This window comes from Rhodanobacter sp. C01 (assembly GCF_002001045.1).
GTDB lineage: Bacteria > Pseudomonadota > Gammaproteobacteria > Xanthomonadales > Rhodanobacteraceae > Rhodanobacter.
Window position 1 is genome coordinate 543,888 of record NZ_MUNR01000012.1, and the last position, 23,536, is coordinate 567,423.

Genomic DNA, 23,536 nt, shown 5'->3' on the forward strand with positions numbered 1-23,536 from the left:
CGTTCCGCAGTTTTTCAATGCCCGTTGTGCCGTTTGGCCAGCAACGCCGCCACATCGGTCAGCGATAGTCCGCGTGCCCGCAACACCACCGTGAGATGAAAGATCAGGTCGGCCGACTCACCCAGCAATTCGGCATCGTCCTGGGCTACCGCAGCCAACGCCGTCTCGACACCTTCTTCGCCGACTTTCTGCGCCATCCGGCGAATCCCACCTTCGAACAGACTAGTGGTGTAACTGCCCTCCGGACGTTCGGCATGGCGTTGCGCAACCAGCGCGTCAAGCTCAGCAAGGAAACCGAGTGGCGGCTGCACGGCTTCGCCGAAGCAGCTGGACGTGCCTAGATGGCAGGTCGGTCCATGCGGCTCGGCCTGCACCAGCAAGGTGTCGGCGTCGCAGTCGATGCGGATACCCTTCAGTACAAGGACGTGACCGGAACTTTCGCCCTTGGTCCACAGGCGTTGCTTGCTGCGGCTGTAGAACGTGACCTTGCTGCTGGCCTGCGTCTGCGCCAGCGCGTCGGCATTCATGTAACCGAGCATCAGCACTTCGCCGCTCAGCCAGTGCTGCACGATGGCCGGCAGCAGGCTGTCGCCCTTGGCCCAGTCGAGGCGACTGAAGTTGGTATTGGAATCGCTCATCGCTGCTTGTCCTTGGATGCTCACAGGCGAATCGCCACGCCTTGCTCGTGCAGATAATGCTTGAGTGCGGGGATCGCGATTGCGCCGGAGTGAAATACGCTGGCGGCCAGTGCGCCGTCCACGTCGGCCTCGATGAAGGCATCGCGGAAATGCTTCGGCGCACCGGCACCACCTGAAGCGATCAGCGGCACCTGGCAGATCTCGCGCGCAATCGACAGCTGTTCCAGATCGTAGCCCTGGCGCATGCCGTCGCTGCCCATGCAGTTGAGCACGATCTCGCCGGCACCGCGTTGCTGTGCTTCGGTCATCCAGTCCAGCGTCTTGCGCGCCAGTGCCTGTGTCTTGGTTGGATCACCGGTGTATTGACGCACGCGCCATGCGTCATCCGCATCGCGCAGCGAATCGATGCCGACCACCACGCATTGCACGCCGAATGCGGCAGCCAGTTCATCGATCAGTGCGGGGCGTTCCAGGGCCGGCGAGTTGACCGAGATCTTGTCGGCGCCGGCATGCAGCACCGCGCGCGCCTCGTCCACCGAGCGGATACCGCCAGCGACGCAAAACGGAATGTCGATCACCCGCGCCACCCGCTCGACCCAGCCACGATCCACGCTGCGCCCTTCCGGGCTGGCGGTGATGTCGTAGAACACAAGCTCGTCGGCCCCCTCGTCGCGGTAACGCAGCGCGAGGTCGACGATCTCGCCCATCACCACGTGATCGCGGAAACGCACGCCCTTGACCACCTTGCCGTCGCGCACGTCCAGGCAGGGAATGATGCGGCGACTCAGCATGCCAGCGCTTCCTGCACGGTAAAGCGCCCTTCCAGCAAGGCACGGCCGAGGATCACGCCCTGCGCGCCGGCCTCGCGTGCGGCGCGGATATCGTCCAGCGAACGCACGCCACCAGAGGCTTGCACGGCCAGCTGCGGCACGGTGTCGGCGAGATGGCGATACAGCTCCAGATTGAATCCCGCCAGCATACCGTCGCGATCGATGTCGGTGCACAGCAGATGGCGCGCGCCACGCGCGGCGTACCACGGCGCGAGTTCATCCAGCGTGCGCGCCTCGACTTCGGTCCAGCCAGCACTGGGCAAGGCCCAACGACCGTCGATACGCCGTGTGTCGAGTGCGATGGTCAGCCGCTCGGCGCCGTATTTGGCCAGCCAGCCGGCGACCAGCTCGGGATCGAGGATCGCCACGCTGCCCAACACCACGCGACGCACACCTGCATCGAACAGACGCTGGAGATCGGCCTCCTCGCGCACGCCACCACCGGCCTGAATCTGCATGCCGTCCGCAGCGATGGTTTGGATGATCGCCAGATTGTCGAGGCTGCCGGAACGGGCGCCGTCCAGATCGACCAGATGCAGCCAGCGTGCACCCGCAGCGGCATAGCGCTGCGCCAGCTCGCGCGGGTCGCTTGCGTAGGTAGTCTGCTGCGCGTAGTCGCCCTGCTTCAGGCGCACTACCTGGCCTGCACGCAAGTCGATCGCTGGGATCACTTCACAGTTCATAGCTTGAGGAAATTCCGCAGGAGCTTCGCGCCGACAGCGGCGGAACGCTCGGGGTGAAATTGCATGCCGTGGAAGTTGTCGCACGCGATGACCGCCGAGAACGCCTCGCCGTAATCGCTGGTAACAAGGCTCCAATCACCCACCGGCACCGCATAGCTGTGCACGAAGTACGCTTGATCGTCATCGCCCAGTCCGGCCAGCAGCGGATGCGGTTGCTGGGTGCGCAGTTGATTCCAGCCCATGTGTGGCACGCGCAGACCGGGGGCTTCGACGAAGCGGCGCACCGGTGCCGGTATCAGCCCGAGGCATGCGGTATCGCCCTCCTCCGAATCCGCGCACAACAGCTGCATGCCCAGGCATACGCCGAGCACCGGCTGGGTCAGCGTACGCATCAGTTCGACCAGCCCCAGTTCACGCAGTCGTGCCATGCCGGGACCGGCCGCACCGACGCCGGGCAGGATCACTTTGTCGGCAGCGCGGATCGCCGCGGCATCCGCGGTCAGCGCAGCATCCACGCCCAGCCGCTGCAGCGCGTAGCGCACCGAGCCGATATTGGTGCCACCCGCATCGACGAGGACCACGCTCACTACAGTGTGCCCTTGGTGCTCGGCAGCTCACTGCCCTCGCGGCGAATCGCCTGGCGCAACGTGCGCGCGACCACCTTGAAGCAGGCTTCGACCATGTGATGCGCGTTGTCGCCCTGCACGGCCAGGTGCAGGTTCGCGCCCAGCGTCTCGCATAGCGAACGGAAGAAATGCGGCACCAGTTCGGTCGGCACCTCGCCCACGCGTTCGCGCGGAAAGCTGCCTTCGAACACGAAGTACGGGCGCCCGGACAGATCCAGGGCCGCGCTGGCCTGTGACTCGTCCATCGGCAAGGTGAAGCCGTAACGACCGATGCCGCGCTTGTCGCCCAGCGCCTGCTTCAGCGCCTGACCCAACGCCAACGCGCAGTCCTCGATGGTGTGGTGCTCATCGATATGGGTATCGCCGTCGCAGTTCAGCTCCAGCGCGAAACCGCCGTGCTTGCCAATCTGTTCCAGCATGTGGTCGAAGAAACCCAGCCCGGTGTGCGCCTTCGGCTCGGCCAGCTTGTCCAGATCCACGCTGACCGTGATGCGGGTTTCCTTGGTGTTGCGCACCACCGTCGCCGTGCGCGGCGCATCCAGCAGCTGGTGTGCCAGTTCATCCCAACTCACGCCGAGTGGGCCCACGCGGAGGCCGCGCACGCCGATGTTCGCGGCGAACTGCAAGTCCGTCTCGCGATCACCAACCATCGCCGAGGTCGCCCGGCTCCAACCGTCATCGGCTAGGTAATGGCGCAACATGCCGATGCCCGGCTTGCGGGTGTCCTTGCCCTCATGCGCAAAACTGCGGTCGATCAGCACTTCGCGGAAACGCACACCTTGCGAGGCGAGGATGCGCATCAGCAGCTCGTGCGGTCCGGTGAAATGCGTCTCGGGGAAACTGTCCGTACCGAGGCCATCCTGGTTCGTCACCATCACCAGCTCGTAGCCTGCGGCGATAAAACGTTGCAGCGCAGCGATCACGCCGGGCAACAGGGCCAGCTTCTCGTAGCTGTCGATCTGCTGGTCGACCGGCTCCTCGATCAGGCAACCGTCGCGATCGACGAAAAGAATCTTGCGACTCATGCGTAGTCACCCGATGCCGGTTTGCCGACAAAACCACGGCCGCCGATGGCCGCCTTTTTCAGCTCGCTCAAGACACGATCGTTTTCATCGGGTGTGCCGATGGTGATGCGCAGCGCGTCACCGAGATTCGGATAGCGGCGTACATCGCGCACCACGATGCCAGCGGCGAGCAGCTGTTGATATACCGCAGCCGCATCGACGAAACGCACGGCCAGGAAATTCGCCTGCGACGGCAGCACCTCGCGCACACCAGGCAGTTGGCGCAACGCTTCCTGCATCCGCACCCGTTGATTGCGCACGATGGCGACGTGATTACGCGCATTCACCTGGCCCCAGCCGGACAACGCGATCAGCGCAGCTTCCACACACGGCAACGGCAATGGATACGGCGGCATGATCCGTTTGAGCAGTGCGATCACCTCGGCATTCGCCAGCAAGGTTCCTATGCGCGCGCCAGCCAAGGCCCAGGCCTTCGACAAGGTGCGCAGTACGGCAAGATTGTCGTAGCGGTCGATCAGGTCAGCCACGCTGGCGTCGCCAGCATCCGTGAACTCCACATAGGCTTCGTCCACCACCAGCAACGCGCGACCGGCCAGCGCCTGCGCGAGCCGCTCGACACTCGCTCGCGGTACCAGCTGGCCGGTGGGATTGTTCGGGGTGCAGATAAAGATCAGTTTCACCGCCGACGTCACCGCAGCGAGTATCGCGTCCACATCCAGGGCGAAATCGTCCTGCAACGCCACCTCGATCACGCCGGCATTCTGGATCCGTGCGCATACCGCGTACATGCCGAAGGTCGGCGGCTGGATCAGGATCGCGTCTTCGCCAGCACGACAGAACGCACGCACCAGCAGATCGATCGCCTCGTCGCTGCCACGCCCCACCAGCAACTGTTCGCGACGCACGCCGTAGAGCGCGGCCAGCGCGTCGACCAAAGCCGCTGGCTGCGGCTCGGGATAGCGGTTGCAGCCGAGGCCATCGTCGCCCACCGGCGCCCACGCCGACTCATTCGCGTTGAGGAATACCTGGCCACCGCTGGCCTCCATGCGCGCCGAGGAATACGGCTGCATCGCGCGGATTTCCGGCCGTGCGAGATCGAGTACGCTCATGACCGCGCCTCCAGTGCTGCCAGGCGCAGGGTCACCGCACGGAGATGTGCTTCCAGTTGTTCGGCCGCCGCCAGCGTCGCCGTGCACGGACCGATATTGCGCAAGCCCTCTTCACTCACTTCCTGCACCGTGATCTGTTTCTGGTAGCTCGCCACCGACACGCCGCTGTAGCTGCGCGCGTAACCGTAGGTCGGCAACACGTGATTGCTGCCGCTGCAGTAGTCGCCTACCGATTCAGGTGTCCATGCACCCAGGAAGATCGAGCCTGCACTGTCGATGCCATCCAGCAAGGCGCGGGGCTCGGCCACCTGCAGGATCAGGTGCTCGGGCGCGTAGCGGTTGCTCACCGCGACCGCCTGACTCAGCGATTCGACGGTGATCGAACGACTCTGTGTCAGCGCCTTCTCCGCGATATCCCCACGCGGCAGTTCGGCACATTGCCGATCGACCTCGATCGCCACCTGGTCCAGCAGCGTCGTGGAAGGGCTCAGCAGGATCACCTGCGAATCCGGCCCATGCTCAGCCTGTGACAACAGATCGGCGGCGACGAAGGCCGGATTGGCTTCCGCATCAGCAATCACCAGCACCTCGGACGGGCCGGCCGGCATGTCGATCGCCGCGCCGTCCGGATCGGTGGATACCTGCAGCTTTGCCTCGGTGACCCAGGAGTTGCCGGGACCGAACAGCTTGTCGCAGCGGGGCACGCTCGCCGTGCCATACGCCATCGCCGCGATCGCCTGCGCACCACCGAGCTTGAAGACCTTGTGCACACCGGTGACACGTGCGGCATACAACACCGCTTCGTCGCAGCGGCCGTCAGCGCGCGCTGGTGAACACAGCACCACCTGACGGCAACCGGCGATCTGCGCCGGGATGCCGAGCATCAACGCAGTCGACGGCAACGGCGCCGTGCCCGCCGGCACGTACAGGCCAACCCGACTGATCGGACGCAGGATCCGTTCCACCCGCACGCCGGGAGCGGTATCGACGGCAATCGACTGCGGTGCGGCCGCGCGGTGGAACATCTCGATACGTTCGGCTGCCTCATGGATGGCTGCTTTCAACGCCGGATCGAGCGACGCTTCGGCGGCGGCGAATTCGGCCTCATCCACTTCGATCGCGTCCAGCGCGCAACGGTCGTATTTCGCGCTGAACTCCCGCAGAGCGATATCACCACGTTCGCGCACGGCGGCGATGATCTGCTCCACGCCACGGCGCAGCTCAACCGCACGCGATTGTGCAGGGCGCGCCAATGCCTCGCCTCGGGCGGCCTCGTCCAATGCATTCCAGTCGATATGGTTCATGCGAGCCTGCTCATGCCAACATCTTCTCCACCGGCAACACATACATTTCGCGCGCACCGGCCTTCTTGATCTCTTCCAGCTGCCGCCAGCTCACCTCGCCGGCGCACAGCGCCTGCAGCATCAGCTGATCCGGCTGACCGGCGACCGACAGCAGGGTGGGCTGTGGGCCGCCCGGCAGCAGCCGGGTGACCGCCTCCAGTGTGTGGCGCGAGGTCTGCAGCAGCAGCAGGCGCGACTCGCGCACCTGGATCACGCCATCCAGCCGCTTCAGCAGCAGCTCAAGCATGTCGCCGCGCTCATCGACAGGCAGGGTCAACGGCCCCGCCAGCACCGCCTCGCTCTCCAACAGCACCTCGGCCTCGCGCAACTGATTCGCGACGAGGGTGCCGCCGCTCTGTACCAAGTCGCAGATCACGTCGGCGGTACCCAGCTTCGGCGCGATCTCGACCGAGCCGGCCAGCATCACGACGCCGGCATTTACGACATGCGTGCGCAGCCATTCGCCGAGCAGGCCGGGATACGAGGTGGCAATACGCCGGCCTTCCAGCTGTTGCGGCCCGTGGTAATCCAGCTCCTGCGGTACCGCGATCGACAAGCGGCAGCGACCGAAACCGAGTGGCCGCAGTTCGCTGAGCGGCGCCAGTTCGCGGCCCGCGGTGAGCTGAAATTCACTCAGCACATTGCGCCCGACGATGCCGAGGTCGCATACACCTTGCGCGATCAGCCCGGGGATGTCGTCATCGCGCACCAACAGCAGGTCGACTGGCTCGCCTTCACCGAAACAGAACAGCTTGTCGCGACTCTGCCGGAAGGTGAGTCCGCAACGGGTAAGCAGTTCCAGCGCCGGCTCGGTGAGCCGGCCGGATTTCTGCATCGCAATACGCAAACGGTCACGCATCTTCATGCCTTCGCCTTCTTCGCCGCCAGCGATTGCCGCCGCGCTGCACGTGCTGCCGCGGCCAGATAGCCGCCATTGCCCTGGTTGAGATAGCGCGCCACCCGCCCGATGGTGGTGATGCTGACCGCAGTGCGCTCGTGGATCTCCCGGTAGGCGATGCCTTCCAGCAGATATGGCACTACCCGCCAACGGTCCACCAGCACCTCCAGTTCGGCCGGGGTGCACAGGTCGCCGAGAAAGGCACCCATCTCGTCGGCGTTCTTCATCGACAACAGGGCCTCGCAAAGGCTCAGCTTGGCTGACTCGTCAGGGGTTTCAGGATCAAGCGATCGACGCTTCATAATGTACTAATGCATTAACACAGTGGATCGCATCATACACAGCATGCGGCAATGCGGCAAACCTGCTACCAGCGTGTGTCAACCGGCATTCAGATTCCAGCGGCGAGAACAGCGGTTTTACGAGCCAACTCGATGCGCAGTGCAAGATGAGTAGCACCTGCTTGATCTTGTCCACGACTCCGAGCTATCATTATCAAAAATGATAAAGGTAGCGTGTCCTTTGACAAAAAAGACTGCCATCGATGTCTTGCTGCACCCGCTACGCCTGAGGATCGTGCGGGCGTTTGTCGGAGGAGTGGAACTCACTGCCCGCGAATTGGCGCAAAGGCTTGACGATGTCCCACAGGCAACGCTTTACCGACACGTGAAACGGCTGGCCGAAGCTGGCACCTTGATCGTCACTTCGGAAACACCCGTGCGCGGTGCCGTGGAACGCACTTACCGACTCGATCCCAATACCGGAAAGGTAGCTCCGGAAGACATCGGAACCATCGACCCAGAAACGCATCTGAAATATTTCTCGGTCTTTCTCGCGTCGCTACTTGAGGACTTTGGCCGCTACATGCGTGCCGATGACGTCGACGTGGTGCGTGATGACGTCCACTACTTGCAGGTGACCTTCAACGCGGAATCGAAGGAATTTGCCGGCTTCATGAAAGAGCTGGAGGCGCTCATCCAGCGGTTTGTGAAACGTGGCCCCACCAAGAATCAAGTGCAGCGAACAGTATCCATCGTCACTCTTCCGGAGCGGCCAATGAAGGCAAAGCAGAGATGTATCTAATGCCCCCACTTCTATACGTTGGTCTTTGCGTGGCGCTTTTCGGGTCACCGCTTTTGTTGATGCTTTTCAGATGGCTGCGTTTCAATCAATTTTCAGCAGTTCCTCGCCTCGCCCTTTGGGTAGCTGCCATCACTGTTCTCGTCATCGCTGCTGCAGACACTGTGGCTTGGCGCGTGGATATCGGCTTGGGATGGCCCACATGGCAAAGCCTGGGGCTGGCGATTCTTGCCGCTGCGATCCTGCTTGTTGTGCTCAGCGCTTATGTATCCATGCGAGGCAAATTTTCTGTCGCTTCGCCGGAACAGCTCGAGCTGCAGAAAAATCTTTTGCGCCTGCCGTTCGGCCATAGGTGCTTCGTGGTGATGACGGCGGCTGTCACTGAGGAGGTGCTTTTTCGCGGCTACGCCATCGGTGTAGGTCAGCATCTGCTCGGCAGCGTCGGGTTAGCCTGCGTCCTCTCGATCGCTGCGTTCACGCTTGGTCATTTGCGCTGGGGGCTTGCTCACCTCGTCCCGGTTTTTGTCTGCACGCTTGTCATTACGCTCCTCTTTACATTCACCCAAAATCTCTGGGCCTGCATCATCGTGCATGCAATCCTTGATGGCGTCGGGGTTCTTGTCATGCCCGTCCTCGCAAAGCGCAGGCAAGCGGCACAGAGCACCGGCTAACCCTCTTGCAAGCAGACCATCCTGACCGACGGCTCCAGATCGACAAGCGCCCTTAGGTCGGAAGGCCGGCTAGCTGGCGACGCCGGTCAAGTTGAGTGGCGAGCTTGGTCAACAAGCTGGTTATCTGCACGCAGAGAATCGACAGGACGGGCAACGCTGTTCACTGCGCCAACAGACATCACAGCAATGCAGACGTGTGCACGATCAACCGATCCATGCAGCCCGAACAAATCCACGTCCCTGAAAACAAAAACCCCCGCCGAGGCGGGGGTCTTCATCAGTCCGGTGCGGGCTGGCTCAGGCCGATTTCTTCTTCGGCGCAGCCTTCTTCGCGGCGGCCGGCTTGGTCACCGTCGGCTTGGCGCCAACGACGGCCGGCAGCGCGCCATGCGCACGGGTATTGCCGTAGCTGCCGCGGTAGGTCTTGCCGCGACGGGTCTTGCGATCGCCCTTACCCATGGGAACTCCTTGATTTATTGGATGAACGGCCTGCCATGATAGCAGCGTGGGACCGCAGCAGCCAGCATCAGGGGTGACCGTGCCCAGCACAGTCCTGCGCCTGATCCAGACATTCGCCCGGATCAATCTGTACGGTGACGTGCTGAATGCCGAAACGCTCCAGCAACACCTGCTTGATCGCCCGCAATGCCTGCGCGCTGTCGGCATGCTCATGCAGTTCGGCATGCAGGGTTGCCATGCGCGAACCTGACGCCAGTTGCCACACATGCAGATGATGAACGTCACGGATCGACGGATCGGCACCACGCAGTGATGCTTCCACCTCCGCACTGTCCATCCCGTCAGGAACGCCTTCAAGCAGGATGTGCCCGGACAGCCGCAGCAAGCGCCAGGCACTGTTGAGAATCAGCAGCGACACCAGCAATGACAGCACCGGATCAGCCCATAGCCAACCAAACCAGCGAATCGCCAGCGCTGCCACTACCGCCGCCACCGAACCGAGCAGATCGCCCAGCACGTGCAGGCTTGCGCCGGCCAGATTGACGTTGTCATGCGCATGCCCGTGCAGCATGCGCAACACCAGCAGGTTCACCAGCAAGCCGATGATCGCTACCACCAGCATTGTCCCGGACAGGATCTCCCCGGGATGCATCAGCCGGGTGATCGCCTCGTAGATGATCCAGCCTACCAGCACAAACTGGCTCAACGCGTTGACGAAACCGACCAGCACTTCTATCCGGCCATAACCGTAGCTGCGTCGCGCATCGGCCGGCCGGGTCGCCATCCAGGCACCGACCAGCGCCAGCAGCAGTGCCAGCGCATCGACCATCATGTGACCGGCATCGGCCAGCAGCGCCAGTGAACCGGACCATGCGCCACCGACCACTTCGGCAACCATCATCAAGGTAGTCAGGACAAACGCGAACAGCAGCTTGCCACTCGGGCTGCTGCCCGCTGCGGCATGCTCGTGCACATGCGAATGATCGTGGGAGTGGGAATGGGCCATGCTCATCCGCACATGCTAGGAACGGAGGACGCCGTTACACAATCACTCGCCGCTGACCACACGTCGTTCAATGCGCGCACTGCGGGCCATGCACGTGGTCATGGCCGTAGCGGCGATCGCTGCGAAGATTGATGAAATGTGCCGTGGCCAGCAGCAGGCCGCCGCACGTCACCAGCACGCTGTGCAGGATGATCGAATAGTGCTCGGCATAGGTGACGCCAAGCAGCAGCAGACCAAGCCCCGGTGCAGCCAACAGCAACGGCAACGCAACCTGATGGCGACGGTAACCACGGATCATGGCAAACAGGGCCAGCGTGCAGGCACAGAGCACAAAGCCGCGTTCGAAACGATGATCAGCCAGGAATTCCAGGCCAACGAAGGGCAACAGCGCCAACACAAACGGCAGCAGCGCGCAGTGGATCGCGCACAGGAACGAAGCCGTCGCACCAACGCGATCAGCCACATGCCACCAGCGGGATTTGCTTGCCTGCTCGGAGTCCATCGACCTGTTCTGGTGTCGCCAAACGTGACGACTCAATTAGCCCCAGTTCCTGATATGTTACTTTATAACATTATGGAATGCCACACCGGGCGATCAGCAAGCTGTCATGGCCACCCATGACGCATGCCAGCGTCGTCCGGACATCAAGCGCGCGCGCACCAAGCGCACCCTGCGACACCGTGAACCAGCACGCATCATGGAATTCCGGCAACCGGACTTTAGCGGGCTCTCAGGCCTTGCGGCAGTTCTTGCAGGTGCCGTGCACTTCCAGCGTCTGCGCCTGCGGCCGGAAGCCGAGCGCCGCGGCCTGTGCCTCGATCAGCTCAGCCACCCGTTCATCGCAGACTTCCTGCGCGCTGGCGCAGGTATCGCAGATCAGGAACGGCACCTGATGCGCCTCGGCCGGATGGTGGCAGGAGACGTAAGCGTTGATCGATTCCAGCTTGTGGATGAAGCCATTTTCCAGCAGGAAATCGAGCGCGCGGTAGACCGTGGGCGGTGCCGCATTGCCGTGCTTCTCACGCAACAGGTCGAGCAGATCGTAGGCCTTGATCGGCTTGTGTGCCGCGGCGATCAGCTCAAGCACTTCCTTGCGTAACGGAGTAAGGCGCAGACCGCGCTCTTCGCTAGCATGCTCCACAGCACGCACGAAACCCTTCGCATCATGATGATGCGGGTGATGCGGATGCGAGTGGTGGGCAGCGTCGTGACTCACGGGTTTCACCTCTGGATGAATCATACACCGGCGCCTGCGACGCACTCTGACCGAGTTCACCGCCGCAACGGTGGTGGCCTGGCAGGCGGCTTGGGCCGTGGCTTGGCAAGGATCACGGCCCACCCGATCGGCCCCAGCACGAGCGCCCAGACGATGCCTTCCGCCGTTCGACCGCGCCACCAGCCAAGCAGTGCACCAACGGCGACGAACAGCAGGTTCCACCAGAACATGGCGGCCCACGGCAGCATATTCAACAGATTGACGAAGATCTGCCAGAACGCGCCCGGTGCGTCGGGATCGACGCCCTGGGATGCCCTGGCGATCAGTTCGTCCATATCGAGCTCAGTGCGTCAACGACATGGTGGCAGGATCAACCCTGCGCCAGGGCGATTGCGTCGTCGACGCGCTTGAGTGCCTCGGCGCGGCCGGCCAGATAGATCGTATGCTCGATCGACGGCGACACCTGGGTGCCGGTCATCGCCACGCGCAGCGGTTGGGCGATCTTGCCCATGCCAAGCTCGAGCTTGGCGGCAACCTGCTCGATCACCTGATGGATCGGCTCGGGCTTCCACTCGCAATCGGCCAGCAACGATTTCGCTGCGTTGAGTACCGCCACCGCACTGTCATTCTTCAGATGCTTGGCAACCGCCTTGCCGTCCCACTCGGCGATCGGCGCGTACCATATCTTCGCGCGCTCGGCCATTTCCTTCAGCGTATGCACGCGATCGCGCAACGCCACGATCACGTCGACCGGCGCCGGGCCCTTCGAGGTGTCGATGCCGGCACGCGCCAGGTGCCAGGCGAACTCCGCCACCAGCGCCTGCGGCTCGTCGGTCTTCAGATAATGCTGGTTGAGCCACGCGAGCTTCTCGGTGTCGAAGCGTGAAGCCGCCTTGTTGACGTCACTGATGTCGAACAGCGCAATCATCTGCTCGCGCGAGAAGATCTCCTGATCGCCATGCGACCAGCCCAGCCGAACCAGGTAGTTGAGCAGCGCATGCGGCACGAAGCCGTCGGCACGGTAATCCATCACGCTGACCGCGCTGGTGCGCTTGGACAGCTTCTTGCCTTCTTTGTCGAGGATCATCGGCAGGTGCGCGAACTCCGGCACCTTGGCGCCGAGCGCGATATAGATGTTGATCTGGCGCGGCGTGTTGTTGACATGGTCGTCGCCACGGATCACCTCGGTGATGCCCATGTCGATGTCGTCGACCACCACCGCGAAGTTGTAGGTCGGCCAGCCGTCGGAGCGGAAGATCACCAGGTCGTCCAGCTCGGTGTTCGCCCACTCGATCCGGCCCTTCACCTTGTCGTCGAACACCACCGAACCTTCGCTCGGATTGCGGAAACGGATCACGCGATTGGGATCTTCGCGAAGAGGTTCGTTGCGATCACGGTAATAGCCGTTGTAGCGCGGCTTCTCGCCCTTCGCCATCGCGGCCTCGCGCATCGCCTCGATCTCGTCCTTGCTCTCGTAGGCGTAATACGCCTTGCCGGCGGCAACCAGTTCATCAGCCACCTGCTTGTATCGCTCCAGCCGCTGGGTCTGGTAGAACGGACCTTCGTCGGCATCGAGATCGAGCCAGTGCATTGCATCGATGATGGCTTTCACTGCCTCGTCGGTCGAACGCTCGCGATCGGTATCCTCGATGCGCAGGATGAACTCGCCACCGCGGCGACGCGACTCCAGCCAGCAGTAGAGTGCGGTGCGCGCCCCGCCGATATGCAGGAAACCGGTGGGGCTGGGGGCGAAGCGGGTGCGAACGGTCATGAGTGTTTTTCGAAAGGCATGAAGCGAAGTGAAGGATTTTAGCCGATACCGGGGTCGGAACCGACGATGACGCAACGAGCTCACCGCACTTTGTACTTCGCACCACTCGCCGCGCTGCTGGGCTGGCTTGGCATCAGCCAGCCCGTGCTGGCCGATAACCCGGGTTACGACCGTCCCGGCTATGGCTTCACGCCAGTCGTGCTGGGTACCGGCGACATCACCGTCGAACAGGGTCTGCCGGACTGGAGTCGGGAGCAACAGGATGGCGTCACCAGCTCGCAGTACAGCGCCGACAGCCTGTTCCGCATTGGCATCGGCGGGCCACTAGAGTTGCAGCTGGGCAGCTCGCCGTGGAACTCGCTGCGACAGACCGGTGCCGGCACGGGCTACAGCAGACAGGGACATGGCGACACCGTCCTTGGACTGAAACTGGCACTGCCCTCCCCGGACCAGGCCTTCAGTTGGGGTCTGCTGGGCAACGTGGAATTCACCGATGGTGCGAAGGCTTTCCGCAGCAACCGTCGCCAGTATCTGCTGGGCGCCCAGTTCAACCTGCAGGCGGACGAGCGCAATTCGTTGGGCCTGTATCTGCAGGACGTGCGTAGCGGTGGCATCGACAGCACGACCGTGGCGATCAGCGACAACTACACGCTGAGCAAGACCCTGACGCTGTACGCCGAAACGGCCCTGCTGCATGTGCCGGGCCAAGGCAGCGGTACGGTCGCCGGGGCTGGACTGGCGTGGATGCTCACGCCTCGCGTGCAACTCGACGCCGGCTTCGATCGACGGCTGGACGGGGTTGCGCCCACCTGGCAGGCCAATCTCGGCGTCTCGATCTACTTCGGTCATTGAACACCGTGGAGTCGGCGGCGCACGTCCGGCAGAAGCGTGCCGCCCAGGACTCACTTGACGTGGATGGTGATCCTCTTCGACACCAGTGGCGGATCGAACGGTACATGATTTTCATCGCCAAGCTCCAGCTGCAAGGTGTGCGTACCGGGTTTCAGCTTGAGCGTGGTCTCGGTCTGGCCACCACCGAAATGAAGGTGATTGTCGTCTTTCGGAATCGGTTGACCGGCAGGCGGCAACTCCTTCACGTCGACCAGCAGATGATGGTGCCCGGTGCGCTCCCTGGAGACGCCAGCCGGTGCCACACCCATGCCCTTGAGACCAAAGCGCACGGTGAATTCCTGACCCACGGCAGCACCGTCACGTGGCGTGATGATGTAGACCTCGGCGTCGGCGGGAGCCTTGTTGACCGGCAATCCGGGAGTATCGGTGGCCATCACGGCCGCAGTCAGCCCGGTCAGGGCAAGAGCAAGCAGGATGCGTTTCATCGTCAATCTCCATGTCGAGGGGGACCAAGCCAGTGTAGGCGCAGCAGCCTTCTCAAGACACCTCTACACGTCGACCAGGCCCTCATGAGCGTCACCGCAGCGTCATGCACTCGCCACACCGACGCAACGCCGGCAGTCGATACTGTGCCAAGCCAGCACAGGTATCGTCATGCGCATCGGCATCGTCAGTGAAACCTATCCACCGGAAATCAACGGCGTTGCGCTGACCGTGCACAACCTCGCGGCCGGCCTCGCCGCACGTGGCCACAGCATTGACCTGATCCGTCCACGCCAGCCGCAGCCGCACCACGACGAACCAGGCATCGAAGTGCTCGACGTACCGGGCGGAGCACTGCCCCGTTATCCGGGCCTGCGCTTTGGCCTGCCGGCCGGTCGCAGCTTGCGCAGGCATTGGCTGCAACACCGCCCTGATGCAATCTACGTCGCCACCGAGGGCCCACTGGGCTGGTCAGCGGTACGCACGGCTGCACGACTGGGCATTCCTGTCAGCAGCGGCTTCCACACCCGCTTCGACAGCTACGCCGATCATTACGGCATGGGCCTGCTCACATCGGTGGTACGCGGTTATCTGCGCCGTTTTCACCGACGCGCGGCAGCCACCCTGGTGCCGACCGATGCCCTTGCACGGGAGTTGCGCGTCATGGGCATAGCCAACGCACGCCTGTTGCGTCGCGCGGTGGACACGCAGCTGTTCCATCCGAACCGGCGCGATGATGCCCTGCGCGACAGCTGGGGCGTCGATGCAGGCACGCCCGTGGTGCTCTACGTCGGACGCATCGCGCCGGAAAAGAATCTGGAACTGGCAGTGCAGGCCTTTCGTGCAATCCAGCAACGAATGCCACGTGCGCGCTATGTCTGGGTCGGCGATGGTCCGGCACGCAGTGCGCTGGCAGCGGCACATCCGGATTTCATCTTTGCGGGCGTGCAGCGCGGTGAAGCGTTGGCGAAGCATTACGCCAGCGCGGACCTGTTCCCCTTTCCCAGCCTCAGCGAAACCTTCGGCAATGTGATCCTCGAGGCCCTGGCTGCCGGCCTGCCGGTGGTGGCCTATGCCGAGGGTGCGGCACGTGAGCATCTGATCGATGGCGTCAACGGTTATCGCATCGAGTCGGGCAACGCGTCGGCTTTCATCGATGCTGCCATGCGACTCGCCTGCAACCCCGGGCTGATCCGGCACATGGGGCGTGCTGCCCACGCCGGCATGGCCGGACTTTCACCGGATGCGGTGATCCGCGACTTCGAAATCCTGTTGCGTGAGTTGGCCGAGGAGACCCAGCATGAACACATTGCCGCCGCTGCACACGCCTGAACTTTCGATCGTATCGTCACGCCTCGCGCTGGACCGTCGGGTCTGCGTGGCGGCCAATCGCTGGGGTACCCGACGCGCAGTCGGATGGTTCTTCGGCGGCATCAGCCGGCTTGGCGACGGCATGTTCTGGTATGGGTTGATGGCGGCGCTGGCCATGGTCGGCGGCTGGCGCGGACTTGCCGCTGCCGGACACATGGCGGTTACCGGGCTAGCCGCGCTGCTGCTGTATCGCCTGCTGAAGCGCTGGACGCAACGGCCACGTCCCTACCGTGTCTGTCCCGGCGTGATCGCACACGTACCGCCGCTGGACGAGTTCAGCTTCCCATCGGGACACACCTTGCAGGCGGTGGGCTTCACGATCGTGGCGCTTGCCTGGTATCCGCAGCTTGCCCCGCTGCTGATCGGCTTCACCGTATTGGTCGCCATCTCGCGGGTGATCCTCGGCCTGCACTATCCCAGTGATGTACTCGCCGCGATCATGATCGGCGGCGGGCTGGGGGCAACCTCGCTTTGGCTGTTGTCACTGGCCATGAAACTCGCATGAGCCGGCGCAATCACTGATCAGCATTTGCGCACGCCGTCACAAGCGCCTTCGCAGTCAGACAGATAGCGTACTTGTCCACAGGCTTTACCAGCCATGCTCCACAATCGCTGTGGATTACTGCACATGGCGCACGCGACGACTGTGCAAAATATCAGCACGCCGTGCCAAGTACCTGTCGTTAAAAGGACTGAGCAAGGTTGTCCACAGACTTGCATCGAAGGCATGCACAGACGCTGTGGAAAACTGTGCCGTCGGCACGATGATGCCAGTGCGGCATCATCATCATTGAATCTGCATCTGCGCAGATCCTGAGCACCGCGTAGCAAGTGCTTGATCGACAAACAACAGATGCAGCTTGTCCACAGGCTGTACCGGCTGGCGTCCACATCGGCTGTGGAAAACCCGCGCAGAAAATCCGGACGCAAAAACAGCGATGCCGCCTGATGGCGGCATCGCTTCACCACAGCCGCGCGTCATCAGGCTGCGCGCGGGGCCTTCACCAGGATGCCGAGCAGGTCGGCCAGCTTGTCGCGCATCTCGCGGCGGTCGACGATCAGGTCGATCGCACCGTGGTCGAGCAGGAACTCCGAACGCTGGAAACCTTCGGGCAAGGTCTCGCGCACGGTCTGCTCGATAACGCGCGGACCGGCGAAACCGATCAGCGCCTTCGGCTCGCCGATGTTGATATCGCCAAGCATCGCCAGACTGGCGGACACGCCACCGGTGGTCGGGTTGGTCAGCACGCTGATGTACGGCACGCCGGCATCGCGCAGACGCGCCAGCGCCGCCGAGGTCTTGGCCATCTGCATCAGCGAGAACAGAGCCTCCTGCATGCGTGCACCGCCGGTGGCGGAAAAACATACGAGCGCGCTTCTGTCGGCCAGTGCGCGCTCGGCGGCACGCGCGAATTTCTCGCCGACCACCGAGCCCATCGAACCGCCCATGTAGGCGAACTCGAACGCCACGGCCATCAATGGACGGCCCTTGAGCTTGCCGCTCATGGCGACCATCGCATCCTTCTCGCCGACTTTTTTCTGGGTGCCGACGATGCGGTCGCGATACTTCTTCGAATCACGGAATTTCAAGGGGTCGGTCGGCTCGAGACTGGCCCACAACTCCTGCGCGGAACCTTCATCCAGCAGTGCACCGAGTCGCATGCGCGCGCTGATGTAATGGTGATGGCTGCACTTCGGGCACACCATCAGGTTGCGCTCCAGCTCCGGCTTGTACAGCACGGTGCCGCAACCGGCGCACTTCTCCCATACGCCCTCGGGCACGGAGCCCTTGCCGCCGTTCGTGCTCTGCGGGCGGGTGCGCGGGTTCATGATTTTCTGCAGCCAATTCATCGCATCACCTGATTCTTCGTGAGCGTGCCGCCCAAGGGCGGCACGTGTTCTCAATGCGCATCTAGCGCGGCGCGGATCGGCACAAGGAACGCACGCGCCCGCACGGTAATCTCTTCGGCATCCTCTGCTCCGGCCAGCCTCTCGACCAGCGCACTGCCGATCACCACCGCATCGGCAAAATCCGCGATAGCCCTGGCACTCGCCGCATCGCGGATGCCGAAGCCCACCGCCACCGGCGCCTTCGCATGCGTGCGGATATCCGCCATGCGCGCGGCGATGTCGCCGGTACTCAAGTGTGCCGCGCCGGTGATGCCGGCGAACGAGACATAGTACAGGAAACCTTCGGCCGAACCGCACAACTGCGCCATACGCGAGGGTTCGGTAGTCGGCGCGGCAAGCAGGATCTGCTGCAGTCCGGCATCACGCAACGGCTGCAGCACGGCCGACTCCTCCAGCGGACAGTCGACCAGCAGCACCCCGTCGACACCTGCCTGCACCGCCTCTTGCGCAAAGCGTGCATAACCGTGAATCTCGACCGGATTCAGGTAGCCCATCAGCACGACCGGCGTCTCTGCATCACGCTGGCGGAACGCGGTGACCCAGCCCAATACGTCGGCCAGCCCGACACTCTTTGCAATCGCGCGCTCGCTGGCATGCTGGATCACCGGACCATCCGCCATCGGATCGGAAAATGGCACACCCAGCTCGATCAAGTCGGCACCGGCATCGACCAGCACGTGCATCAATGTCACCGCGTGTTCCGGCGAGGGGTCACCCGCCGTAACGAACGGAATCAGCCCAGTGCGGCCGGAAGCCTTCAACGCGGCAAAACGGCGATCGATGCGGCTCATACTTCCACTCCTTCACGCGCGGCGATCGTGTGCACGTCCTTGTCGCCACGGCCCGACAGGTTGCACAGTACGATGCCGTCCTTCGGATACTCGCGCGCCAGCTTGATCGCCTGCGCCACCGCGTGGCTGGACTCCAACGCCGCAAGGATGCCTTCCGTGCGCGCCAGCAGATGAAATGCCTCCATCGCCTCCTCGTCGGTCACGCCGACGTAGTCGGCGCGACCTGCATCCTTCAGGAACGCATGCTCGGGACCGACGCCGGGATAGTCGAGCCCCGCCGAGATCGAATGCGTCTCGGTGATCTGTCCGTTGTCGTCGCACAGCACGTAAGTACGGTTGCCATGCAGCACGCCGGGCCTGCCGGCGGCCAGCGAGGCCGCATGATGTCCGGTCGCGATGCCTTCGCCTGCTGCCTCGGCGCCGACGATGCGCACGTCACGGTCGTTGAGGAAAGCGTGGAACAGACCAATCGCATTGGACCCCCCGCCGACGCAGGCAGTCAGCACATCAGGCAGGCGACCGTACTGCTCCAGCATCTGCCCGCGCGCCTCGCGGCCGACGATCGCGTTGAAGTCGCGCACCATCAGCGGGTACGGATGCGGACCAGCCACGGTGCCGATGATGTAGAACGTATCGGCGACGTTGGTGACCCAGTCGCGCATCGCCTCGTTCAGCGCATCCTTCAGCGTCTTCGAGCCCGACGTGACCGGCACCACCTCGGCGCCAAGCAGCTTCATGCGGTAGACATTGATCTTCTGTCGCTCGATGTCCACGGCACCCATGTAGACCACGCACTTCAGACCCAGCCGTGCCGCTACCGTGGCACTGGCCACGCCGTGTTGGCCGGCGCCGGTCTCGGCGATGATGCGGGTCTTGCCCATGCTGCGCGCGACCAGGGCCTGGCCGACCGTATTGTTGATCTTGTGCGCGCCGGTGTGATTCAGGTCCTCGCGCTTGAACAGGATGCGCGCGCCGCCGACATGTTGCGACAGCCGCTCGGCGTGATAGATCGGGCTGGGACGGCCGACGTAGTGCTTCAGGTCGCGATCGAGTTCGGCGATGAAGGCAGGATCATCGCGCAGGCGCAGGTACGCCTCGGTCAGTTCGGCCAGCGGTGCCATCAGCGTCTCGGCCACGTAGATGCCGCCGTAGTTGCCGAAGCGACCATGCGCATCAGGCCAGGCGTGAAAATCGTCAATCGTGGGCATGACCATCACTCGTATCGGGGAAACCATTGCGGCGCATGCGCCGCGACAAGGCGCCACCCTAGCGCAGCGGCACGCCAGGCAAAAGCGATAAGATTGTCGCCACCTGTCAGGAAAACTCACAGATTCCATGTCCCGCGAATTGCCTGCACTGAATGCCCTGCGCGCCTTCGAAGTGGCGGCACGACTGGAGAGCGTGAGCCGGGCCGCCGGCGAACTGCACGTGACCCACGGCGCGGTGAGCCGGCAGATCCGTGCGCTGGAGGCCGAGCTGGGCGTGCCGTTGTTCGTCCGCGAAGGGCGCGGCCTGACGCTCACGCCTGCGGGCCTGCGCCTGCGTGACGGGGCAGCCAGCGCGTTTGCGCAACTGCGCAGGACATGCGACGAACTGCGCCGCAATACGGGCCAGTCGCCGTTCGTGCTCGGCTGCTCCGGCAGCGTACTGGCGCGTTGGGTCATTCCCCGCATGGAACGACTGGGTCACGACCTGCCGGAATTGAAGCTGCACCTGTCCGCCAGCGAGGGCCTGCCCTCGCCCGCGCTGCCCGGCCTGGATGCCACGCTGCTGCTGGCCGAACCACCGTGGCCAGCGGAATGGCAGGTACACACGCTGGCGCCAGAGCGAATCGGCCCCGTGTTCAGCCCACGCCACCCGCGCCATGCCGACCTGTACAAGGCCAGCACCACCGCGCTGTGCAAGGAGGCCCTGCTGAACACTGCCTCACGTCCGCAGGCGTGGCCGGCATGGGCACGTGCGCAGCGCATTGCCGTCGGGCGACTGCACTACGGGCAATCGTTCGAACATCTCTACTATCTGCTGGAAGCGGCAGTGGCCGGCCTCGGCGTGGCGATCGCGCCACAGCCGCTGGTGACCGACGACCTCGCCGCCGGCCGGCTGCTCGCCCCCTGGGGGTTTCGTGCCACGCGGGCGAGCTGGGTCTTGTGTGCCCCGAAGCGTGCCAGTGATGCGCGCCTGACCGCGCTGGCGGACTGGCTGCGACGGGAGCTGGCAGAGGCTTGAAGTCAGGCAGCGTCAGAGATTCAGACGCGCGCCCTGCTTCAATTGCTCCACCGTTTCGGGTGTGAGCGGACCGAGCACGCCGCGACGGTGCTCGGGGATGTGCGCAATGGCCTCCTCGTCGCCGAACACGTAGTGGTCCAGCAGGTTCTTCCAGTTGGCCCGTTCGGCAGGCGGCAATGCACGGAAGGCAAGCAGGCAGTGGTACAACGCAGCCCGTGCGTGGCCGGTGTGGTAACCAGGAACGTCGACCGGACTCCACCAGTAGTTCACCAGTGCGTTGAGTCGTTCGAGCGACTCGACGTTGTGCCACCACAAGGGCGGCATGTAGATCGCATCGCCCGGATGCAGCTCGGCCACCTGTGCGGCCGCCAGCGCCTGTTTCAGACGCGGGTAACGCGGATCGTCCGGCTGATCCAGCCGGGCCATGCTGATAGCTGCCCCGGTGGGTGCGAAATCCAGCGGGCCGATATAGAGATTGGGCAACTGTTCCGGCGGGAATAGTGTGAAGCGGCGCGTGCCGCATACCACGCAGGCAATGTTGTGCTGCGAATCGAAATGCGTGGGCGTGGTGACACGGTTGCCCATCCACAGGCGCGGTTCCACGCCTGGGTCGAGGAAAGGCAGCGCATGCTCGGCGAGGAATCCGGGCAGGCAATCACGGATCGGCGCGCTCTGGATCACCAGTCCGGGGGCATTCTCGCGCCTGCTGTAGCTGGCCAGCCGCTGCAGTCCGAGGGTGACCGGCACCTTGAAATGCTGGTAGCTGAGGTCGCTCATGTCCGCCGCATAGCCGATGATGCCGTCTGCTTCCGGAGCAACCATCAGGGTGCTCACGTCGGCACCGTTGTCCAGCTCAGCCAGCCGCTGCGCGAAGGCAGTGTCCGACTGCCGGGCCAGCTTCACGATCGGCCAGTCACGCACCAGGCCGCGAATCACCAGCGGGCGCTCGCGGCCCAGCACGTCGTCGAGGCCGAACGGATGATCACCGCCGGCGTGGTATTCCTCGATGGCGGCTGGTGCAGGAATCGCGCCGGAAAGTTCGCTCATGACTGCCCGTCCATCTTGTCCGCGGCGCGCACGGCCGCCATGAAATCAACCAGCCTGGTCGCATCCTTGATGCCCGGGGCCGACTCCACACCACTCGCCACGTCCACTGCCCACGGACGCACGGCACGGATCGCCGCTCCCACGTTGCCGGCATGAAGACCACCGGCAAGCAACAGCGGCTGCACGGAATCGTGCGGCATCAACGACCAGTCGAACGACTTGCCGCTGCCACCGGCCTCGCCTGCCGCATGGCCATCCAGCAGCAGGCCGGTGGCATGCGGATAGTCATGCAGGCGTGACAGTGCGGCCGCGCCGCCCCCCATCGCGATCGCCTTCAGGAACGGGTGGCCAAACTGCGCGCACCAGTCGTCGGTTTCGTTGCCGTGGAACTGCAGCAGCGTGGGTCGCACCTCATCGAGCACCCGATGCACCTGATCCACATTGTTGTCCATGAACAAGGCGACGCTGGTGATGAGCGGCGGCATCGCAGCCACGATTTCACCCGCCTGCAGCAACGAGACCTGCCGCTTGCTGCGCTCGGTGAACACCACTCCGATCGCATCCGCGCCGAGCCGGACTGCCAGCAGCGCATCCTCGACGCGGGTCATCCCGCAGCACTTGATCCGGGTTCGCATCACGGGTTGGCTCCAGGCAGGCAGACTTCCGCCGGCAAGCCCCAATAAGGCTCGTAGCGTGGACCAATGAAAGTCAGCCCGGTGGCCGGTGCGGTCGGCCCGGCTACCTGGCGATCACCGCCGGCCAGCAATGCAGCCAGCCATTCGACCGGCTGCTCATCGCGTCCGATCGGCAGCAGCGAACCCACGATGTTGCGCACCATGTGATGCAGGAATGCATTGGCCTCGATCTCGACGACGACCTGCTCACCCTCGCGCCGTACGCTTGCGGCCAGCACCGTGCGGCGCGGATGCGCCGCCTGGCATGACAACGCGCGAAACGCGCTGAAATCATGCTCGCCGAGCAAGGCTTGCGCGGCACGGTGCATGCGTTCGGCATCCAGCGGCAACCGCTCCCAGGTGACATACCGCGCATCCAGCGCCGCACGCACCGGTCGATTGAGAATGCAGTAGCGATAACGACGACTGCGCGCCGCGTAGCGGGCGTGGAAACTGCCGAGTACCGGCTGTGCCCACAGCACGGCCACGCTGGCTGGCAGGTTGGAACAGGTGCCGAGCACCCAGCCACGCATGTCGCGCACCGCTTCGGTGTCGAAATGCACGACCTGGCAGCGGCCGTGCACACCGGCATCGGTACGCCCGGCGCAACTGACTTCGACCGGGTGTGCGGCCACCTTCGACAACGCCTGCTCCACTGCGCCCTGCACGCTGGCATCGGCTTTCAGGCGCTGCCAGCCGGAAAAATCGGTGCCGTCGTATTCGATGCCGAGCGCAATACGCATTGAGGTTGTGCAAAGGACCGTTGAAAGACACTGAAGATTAGCAGCCCGCCAATGAAATCGGGCCGGCAAGGCCGGCCCGATT

28 protein-coding genes are annotated in these 23,536 nt (G+C 63.8%); 6 read left to right on the forward strand and 22 right to left on the reverse strand.

The window, feature by feature from the left end:
• Positions 1–14: 14 nt before the first annotated feature.
• Genes hisIE through B0E50_RS14155 form a run of 9 tightly spaced genes read right to left on the reverse strand, consistent with a single transcriptional unit; the run spans position 15 to position 7,454 of the window.
• Positions 15–638 carry a bifunctional phosphoribosyl-AMP cyclohydrolase/phosphoribosyl-ATP diphosphatase HisIE gene (gene hisIE / locus B0E50_RS14115; RefSeq protein ID WP_077441921.1) on the reverse strand — a complete coding sequence of 208 codons (624 nt, stop codon included), beginning with the start codon at positions 636–638 and terminating at the stop codon, positions 15–17.
• 20 nt (positions 639–658) lie between these two features.
• Entirely contained in the window at positions 659–1,429 is a 771-nt protein-coding gene (hisF, locus tag B0E50_RS14120; protein WP_077441922.1) for an imidazole glycerol phosphate synthase subunit HisF, read from the reverse strand.
• Positions 1,423–2,151 (reverse strand): 1-(5-phosphoribosyl)-5-[(5-phosphoribosylamino)methylideneamino]imidazole-4-carboxamide isomerase, encoded by a 729-nt coding sequence (gene hisA / locus B0E50_RS14125; protein WP_077441923.1) that lies wholly within the window; start codon positions 2,149–2,151, stop codon positions 1,423–1,425. The genes hisF and hisA overlap by 7 nt, the downstream gene beginning before the upstream one ends.
• Entirely contained in the window at positions 2,148–2,738 is a 591-nt protein-coding gene (gene hisH, locus B0E50_RS14130) for an imidazole glycerol phosphate synthase subunit HisH (RefSeq protein WP_077441924.1), read from the reverse strand. Before hisH ends, hisA begins: the two co-directional genes overlap by 4 nt.
• Complete coding sequence (gene hisB, locus B0E50_RS14135; RefSeq protein WP_077441925.1) at positions 2,738–3,802, reverse strand: bifunctional histidinol-phosphatase/imidazoleglycerol-phosphate dehydratase HisB; 1,065 nt, start codon at positions 3,800–3,802, stop codon at positions 2,738–2,740. Before hisB ends, hisH begins: the two co-directional genes overlap by 1 nt.
• The gene (hisC, locus tag B0E50_RS14140; protein ID WP_077441926.1) at positions 3,799–4,911 is read right to left on the reverse strand and encodes a histidinol-phosphate transaminase; all 1,113 of its coding nucleotides are present in this window, start codon (positions 4,909–4,911) and stop codon (positions 3,799–3,801) included. Before hisC ends, hisB begins: the two co-directional genes overlap by 4 nt.
• The gene (hisD, locus tag B0E50_RS14145; RefSeq protein ID WP_077441927.1) at positions 4,908–6,215 is read right to left on the reverse strand and encodes a histidinol dehydrogenase; all 1,308 of its coding nucleotides are present in this window, start codon (positions 6,213–6,215) and stop codon (positions 4,908–4,910) included. Before hisD ends, hisC begins: the two co-directional genes overlap by 4 nt.
• A 10-nt stretch (positions 6,216–6,225) precedes the next feature.
• Positions 6,226–7,119 (reverse strand): ATP phosphoribosyltransferase, encoded by an 894-nt coding sequence (hisG, locus tag B0E50_RS14150; protein ID WP_077441928.1) that lies wholly within the window; start codon positions 7,117–7,119, stop codon positions 6,226–6,228.
• Complete coding sequence (locus B0E50_RS14155; protein WP_077441929.1) at positions 7,116–7,454, reverse strand: YerC/YecD family TrpR-related protein; 339 nt, start codon at positions 7,452–7,454, stop codon at positions 7,116–7,118. The genes hisG and B0E50_RS14155 overlap by 4 nt, the downstream gene beginning before the upstream one ends.
• A gap of 220 nt (positions 7,455–7,674) precedes the next feature.
• On the opposite strand from B0E50_RS14155, the gene B0E50_RS14160 reads away from it, so the two are divergent.
• Both B0E50_RS14160 and B0E50_RS14165 read left to right on the forward strand, forming a co-directional pair.
• Positions 7,675–8,235 (forward strand): helix-turn-helix domain-containing protein, encoded by a 561-nt coding sequence (locus tag B0E50_RS14160; RefSeq protein ID WP_168170886.1) that lies wholly within the window; start codon positions 7,675–7,677, stop codon positions 8,233–8,235.
• Between the two features lie 59 nt (positions 8,236–8,294).
• Positions 8,295–8,903 carry a CPBP family intramembrane glutamic endopeptidase gene (locus tag B0E50_RS14165; RefSeq protein WP_168170887.1) on the forward strand — a complete coding sequence of 203 codons (609 nt, stop codon included), beginning with the start codon at positions 8,295–8,297 and terminating at the stop codon, positions 8,901–8,903.
• 297 nt (positions 8,904–9,200) lie between these two features.
• On the opposite strand, the gene B0E50_RS14170 is transcribed toward B0E50_RS14165, so the two are convergent.
• From B0E50_RS14170 to gltX, 6 genes are all read right to left on the reverse strand, one after another.
• Positions 9,201–9,362 (reverse strand): 30S ribosomal protein THX, encoded by a 162-nt coding sequence (locus tag B0E50_RS14170; RefSeq protein WP_007805033.1) that lies wholly within the window; start codon positions 9,360–9,362, stop codon positions 9,201–9,203.
• Positions 9,363–9,429: 67 nt separating this feature from the next.
• Complete coding sequence (locus B0E50_RS14175) at positions 9,430–10,374, reverse strand: cation diffusion facilitator family transporter (RefSeq protein ID WP_077441932.1); 945 nt, start codon at positions 10,372–10,374, stop codon at positions 9,430–9,432.
• Between the two features lie 61 nt (positions 10,375–10,435).
• Positions 10,436–10,870 (reverse strand): MerC domain-containing protein, encoded by a 435-nt coding sequence (locus B0E50_RS14180; protein WP_077441933.1) that lies wholly within the window; start codon positions 10,868–10,870, stop codon positions 10,436–10,438.
• A 229-nt stretch (positions 10,871–11,099) separates the two neighbouring features.
• Entirely contained in the window at positions 11,100–11,609 is a 510-nt protein-coding gene (locus B0E50_RS14185) for a transcriptional repressor (RefSeq protein WP_077441934.1), read from the reverse strand.
• A gap of 32 nt (positions 11,610–11,641) precedes the next feature.
• Entirely contained in the window at positions 11,642–11,920 is a 279-nt protein-coding gene (locus B0E50_RS14190) for a hypothetical protein (protein ID WP_077441935.1), read from the reverse strand.
• 35 nt (positions 11,921–11,955) lie between these two features.
• On the reverse strand, positions 11,956–13,356 hold the full coding sequence (gltX, locus tag B0E50_RS14195) for a glutamate--tRNA ligase (RefSeq protein WP_077441936.1): 1,401 nt from the start codon (positions 13,354–13,356) through the stop codon (positions 11,956–11,958).
• 66 nt (positions 13,357–13,422) lie between these two features.
• Between gltX and B0E50_RS14200 the strand changes: the two genes are divergently transcribed.
• Positions 13,423–14,208, forward strand: coding sequence for a transporter (locus B0E50_RS14200; protein WP_077441937.1), 786 nt, complete (start codon positions 13,423–13,425; stop codon positions 14,206–14,208).
• Between the two features lie 50 nt (positions 14,209–14,258).
• Here the strand turns inward: B0E50_RS14200 and B0E50_RS14205 are convergent, their stop codons facing one another.
• Entirely contained in the window at positions 14,259–14,693 is a 435-nt protein-coding gene (locus B0E50_RS14205) for a DUF4399 domain-containing protein (RefSeq protein WP_077441938.1), read from the reverse strand.
• 169 nt (positions 14,694–14,862) lie between these two features.
• On the opposite strand from B0E50_RS14205, the gene B0E50_RS14210 reads away from it, so the two are divergent.
• Both B0E50_RS14210 and B0E50_RS14215 read left to right on the forward strand, forming a co-directional pair.
• Positions 14,863–16,023 (forward strand): glycosyltransferase family 1 protein, encoded by a 1,161-nt coding sequence (locus B0E50_RS14210; protein WP_077441939.1) that lies wholly within the window; start codon positions 14,863–14,865, stop codon positions 16,021–16,023.
• Positions 15,992–16,567 (forward strand): phosphatase PAP2 family protein, encoded by a 576-nt coding sequence (locus tag B0E50_RS14215; protein WP_077441940.1) that lies wholly within the window; start codon positions 15,992–15,994, stop codon positions 16,565–16,567. Before B0E50_RS14210 ends, B0E50_RS14215 begins: the two co-directional genes overlap by 32 nt.
• 476 nt (positions 16,568–17,043) lie before the next feature.
• On the opposite strand, the gene accD is transcribed toward B0E50_RS14215, so the two are convergent.
• From accD to trpB, 3 genes are read right to left on the reverse strand one after another with little or no spacing between them, the layout of a single operon-like run.
• Positions 17,044–17,913, reverse strand: coding sequence for an acetyl-CoA carboxylase, carboxyltransferase subunit beta (gene accD, locus B0E50_RS14220; protein ID WP_077441941.1), 870 nt, complete (start codon positions 17,911–17,913; stop codon positions 17,044–17,046).
• A gap of 50 nt (positions 17,914–17,963) precedes the next feature.
• Positions 17,964–18,764 (reverse strand): tryptophan synthase subunit alpha, encoded by an 801-nt coding sequence (gene trpA / locus B0E50_RS14225; protein WP_077441942.1) that lies wholly within the window; start codon positions 18,762–18,764, stop codon positions 17,964–17,966.
• Positions 18,761–19,972: a tryptophan synthase subunit beta gene (gene trpB / locus B0E50_RS14230; protein WP_077442024.1), complete on the reverse strand. Its 1,212-nt coding sequence runs from the start codon at positions 19,970–19,972 to the stop codon at positions 18,761–18,763. The genes trpA and trpB overlap by 4 nt, the downstream gene beginning before the upstream one ends.
• 127 nt (positions 19,973–20,099) lie before the next feature.
• Here trpB and B0E50_RS14235 point away from each other — a divergent pair, with 127 nt between their 5' ends.
• A complete protein-coding gene (locus B0E50_RS14235) occupies positions 20,100–20,990 on the forward strand; it encodes a LysR family transcriptional regulator (RefSeq protein ID WP_077441943.1) in 891 nt (296 codons plus the stop codon).
• 12 nt (positions 20,991–21,002) lie between these two features.
• Here the strand turns inward: B0E50_RS14235 and B0E50_RS14240 are convergent, their stop codons facing one another.
• From B0E50_RS14240 to truA, 3 genes are read right to left on the reverse strand one after another with little or no spacing between them, the layout of a single operon-like run.
• A complete protein-coding gene (locus B0E50_RS14240; RefSeq protein WP_077441944.1) occupies positions 21,003–22,037 on the reverse strand; it encodes a cupin-like domain-containing protein in 1,035 nt (344 codons plus the stop codon).
• On the reverse strand, positions 22,034–22,672 hold the full coding sequence (locus tag B0E50_RS14245) for a phosphoribosylanthranilate isomerase (protein WP_077441945.1): 639 nt from the start codon (positions 22,670–22,672) through the stop codon (positions 22,034–22,036). Before B0E50_RS14245 ends, B0E50_RS14240 begins: the two co-directional genes overlap by 4 nt.
• Complete coding sequence (gene truA, locus B0E50_RS14250; RefSeq protein ID WP_077441946.1) at positions 22,672–23,454, reverse strand: tRNA pseudouridine(38-40) synthase TruA; 783 nt, start codon at positions 23,452–23,454, stop codon at positions 22,672–22,674. Before truA ends, B0E50_RS14245 begins: the two co-directional genes overlap by 1 nt.
• Positions 23,455–23,536: the final 82 nt, after the last annotated feature.

Bases quoted from the DNA above. Each gene is read 5' to 3' on its own strand.
- hisG (WP_077441928.1), bottom strand. From the start codon at position 7,119: ATGAAGATGCGTGACCGTTTGCGTATTGCGATGCAGAAATCCGGCCGG.
- B0E50_RS14240 (WP_077441944.1), bottom strand. From the start codon at position 22,037: ATGAGCGAACTTTCCGGCGCGATTCCTGCACCAGCCGCCATCGAGGAA.
- B0E50_RS14165 (WP_168170887.1), top strand. From the start codon at position 8,295: ATGCTTTTCAGATGGCTGCGTTTCAATCAATTTTCAGCAGTTCCTCGC.
- B0E50_RS14170 (WP_007805033.1), bottom strand. From the start codon at position 9,362: ATGGGTAAGGGCGATCGCAAGACCCGTCGCGGCAAGACCTACCGCGGC.
- B0E50_RS14200 (WP_077441937.1), top strand. From the start codon at position 13,423: ATGACGCAACGAGCTCACCGCACTTTGTACTTCGCACCACTCGCCGCG.
- B0E50_RS14155 (WP_077441929.1), bottom strand. From the start codon at position 7,454: ATGAAGCGTCGATCGCTTGATCCTGAAACCCCTGACGAGTCAGCCAAG.
- B0E50_RS14175 (WP_077441932.1), bottom strand. From the start codon at position 10,374: ATGAGCATGGCCCATTCCCACTCCCACGATCATTCGCATGTGCACGAG.
- hisA (WP_077441923.1), bottom strand. From the start codon at position 2,151: ATGAACTGTGAAGTGATCCCAGCGATCGACTTGCGTGCAGGCCAGGTA.
- hisIE (WP_077441921.1), bottom strand. From the start codon at position 638: ATGAGCGATTCCAATACCAACTTCAGTCGCCTCGACTGGGCCAAGGGC.
- B0E50_RS14215 (WP_077441940.1), top strand. From the start codon at position 15,992: ATGAACACATTGCCGCCGCTGCACACGCCTGAACTTTCGATCGTATCG.
- B0E50_RS14180 (WP_077441933.1), bottom strand. From the start codon at position 10,870: ATGGACTCCGAGCAGGCAAGCAAATCCCGCTGGTGGCATGTGGCTGAT.
- hisF (WP_077441922.1), bottom strand. From the start codon at position 1,429: ATGCTGAGTCGCCGCATCATTCCCTGCCTGGACGTGCGCGACGGCAAG.
- B0E50_RS14185 (WP_077441934.1), bottom strand. From the start codon at position 11,609: ATGATTCATCCAGAGGTGAAACCCGTGAGTCACGACGCTGCCCACCAC.
- B0E50_RS14205 (WP_077441938.1), bottom strand. From the start codon at position 14,693: ATGAAACGCATCCTGCTTGCTCTTGCCCTGACCGGGCTGACTGCGGCC.
- hisB (WP_077441925.1), bottom strand. From the start codon at position 3,802: ATGAGTCGCAAGATTCTTTTCGTCGATCGCGACGGTTGCCTGATCGAG.
- B0E50_RS14245 (WP_077441945.1), bottom strand. From the start codon at position 22,672: ATGCGAACCCGGATCAAGTGCTGCGGGATGACCCGCGTCGAGGATGCG.
- hisD (WP_077441927.1), bottom strand. From the start codon at position 6,215: ATGAACCATATCGACTGGAATGCATTGGACGAGGCCGCCCGAGGCGAG.
- B0E50_RS14210 (WP_077441939.1), top strand. From the start codon at position 14,863: ATGCGCATCGGCATCGTCAGTGAAACCTATCCACCGGAAATCAACGGC.
- trpA (WP_077441942.1), bottom strand. From the start codon at position 18,764: ATGAGCCGCATCGATCGCCGTTTTGCCGCGTTGAAGGCTTCCGGCCGC.
- gltX (WP_077441936.1), bottom strand. From the start codon at position 13,356: ATGACCGTTCGCACCCGCTTCGCCCCCAGCCCCACCGGTTTCCTGCAT.
- hisC (WP_077441926.1), bottom strand. From the start codon at position 4,911: ATGAGCGTACTCGATCTCGCACGGCCGGAAATCCGCGCGATGCAGCCG.
- B0E50_RS14190 (WP_077441935.1), bottom strand. From the start codon at position 11,920: ATGGACGAACTGATCGCCAGGGCATCCCAGGGCGTCGATCCCGACGCA.
- B0E50_RS14235 (WP_077441943.1), top strand. From the start codon at position 20,100: ATGTCCCGCGAATTGCCTGCACTGAATGCCCTGCGCGCCTTCGAAGTG.
- truA (WP_077441946.1), bottom strand. From the start codon at position 23,454: ATGCGTATTGCGCTCGGCATCGAATACGACGGCACCGATTTTTCCGGC.
- accD (WP_077441941.1), bottom strand. From the start codon at position 17,913: ATGAATTGGCTGCAGAAAATCATGAACCCGCGCACCCGCCCGCAGAGC.
- trpB (WP_077442024.1), bottom strand. From the start codon at position 19,972: ATGCCCACGATTGACGATTTTCACGCCTGGCCTGATGCGCATGGTCGC.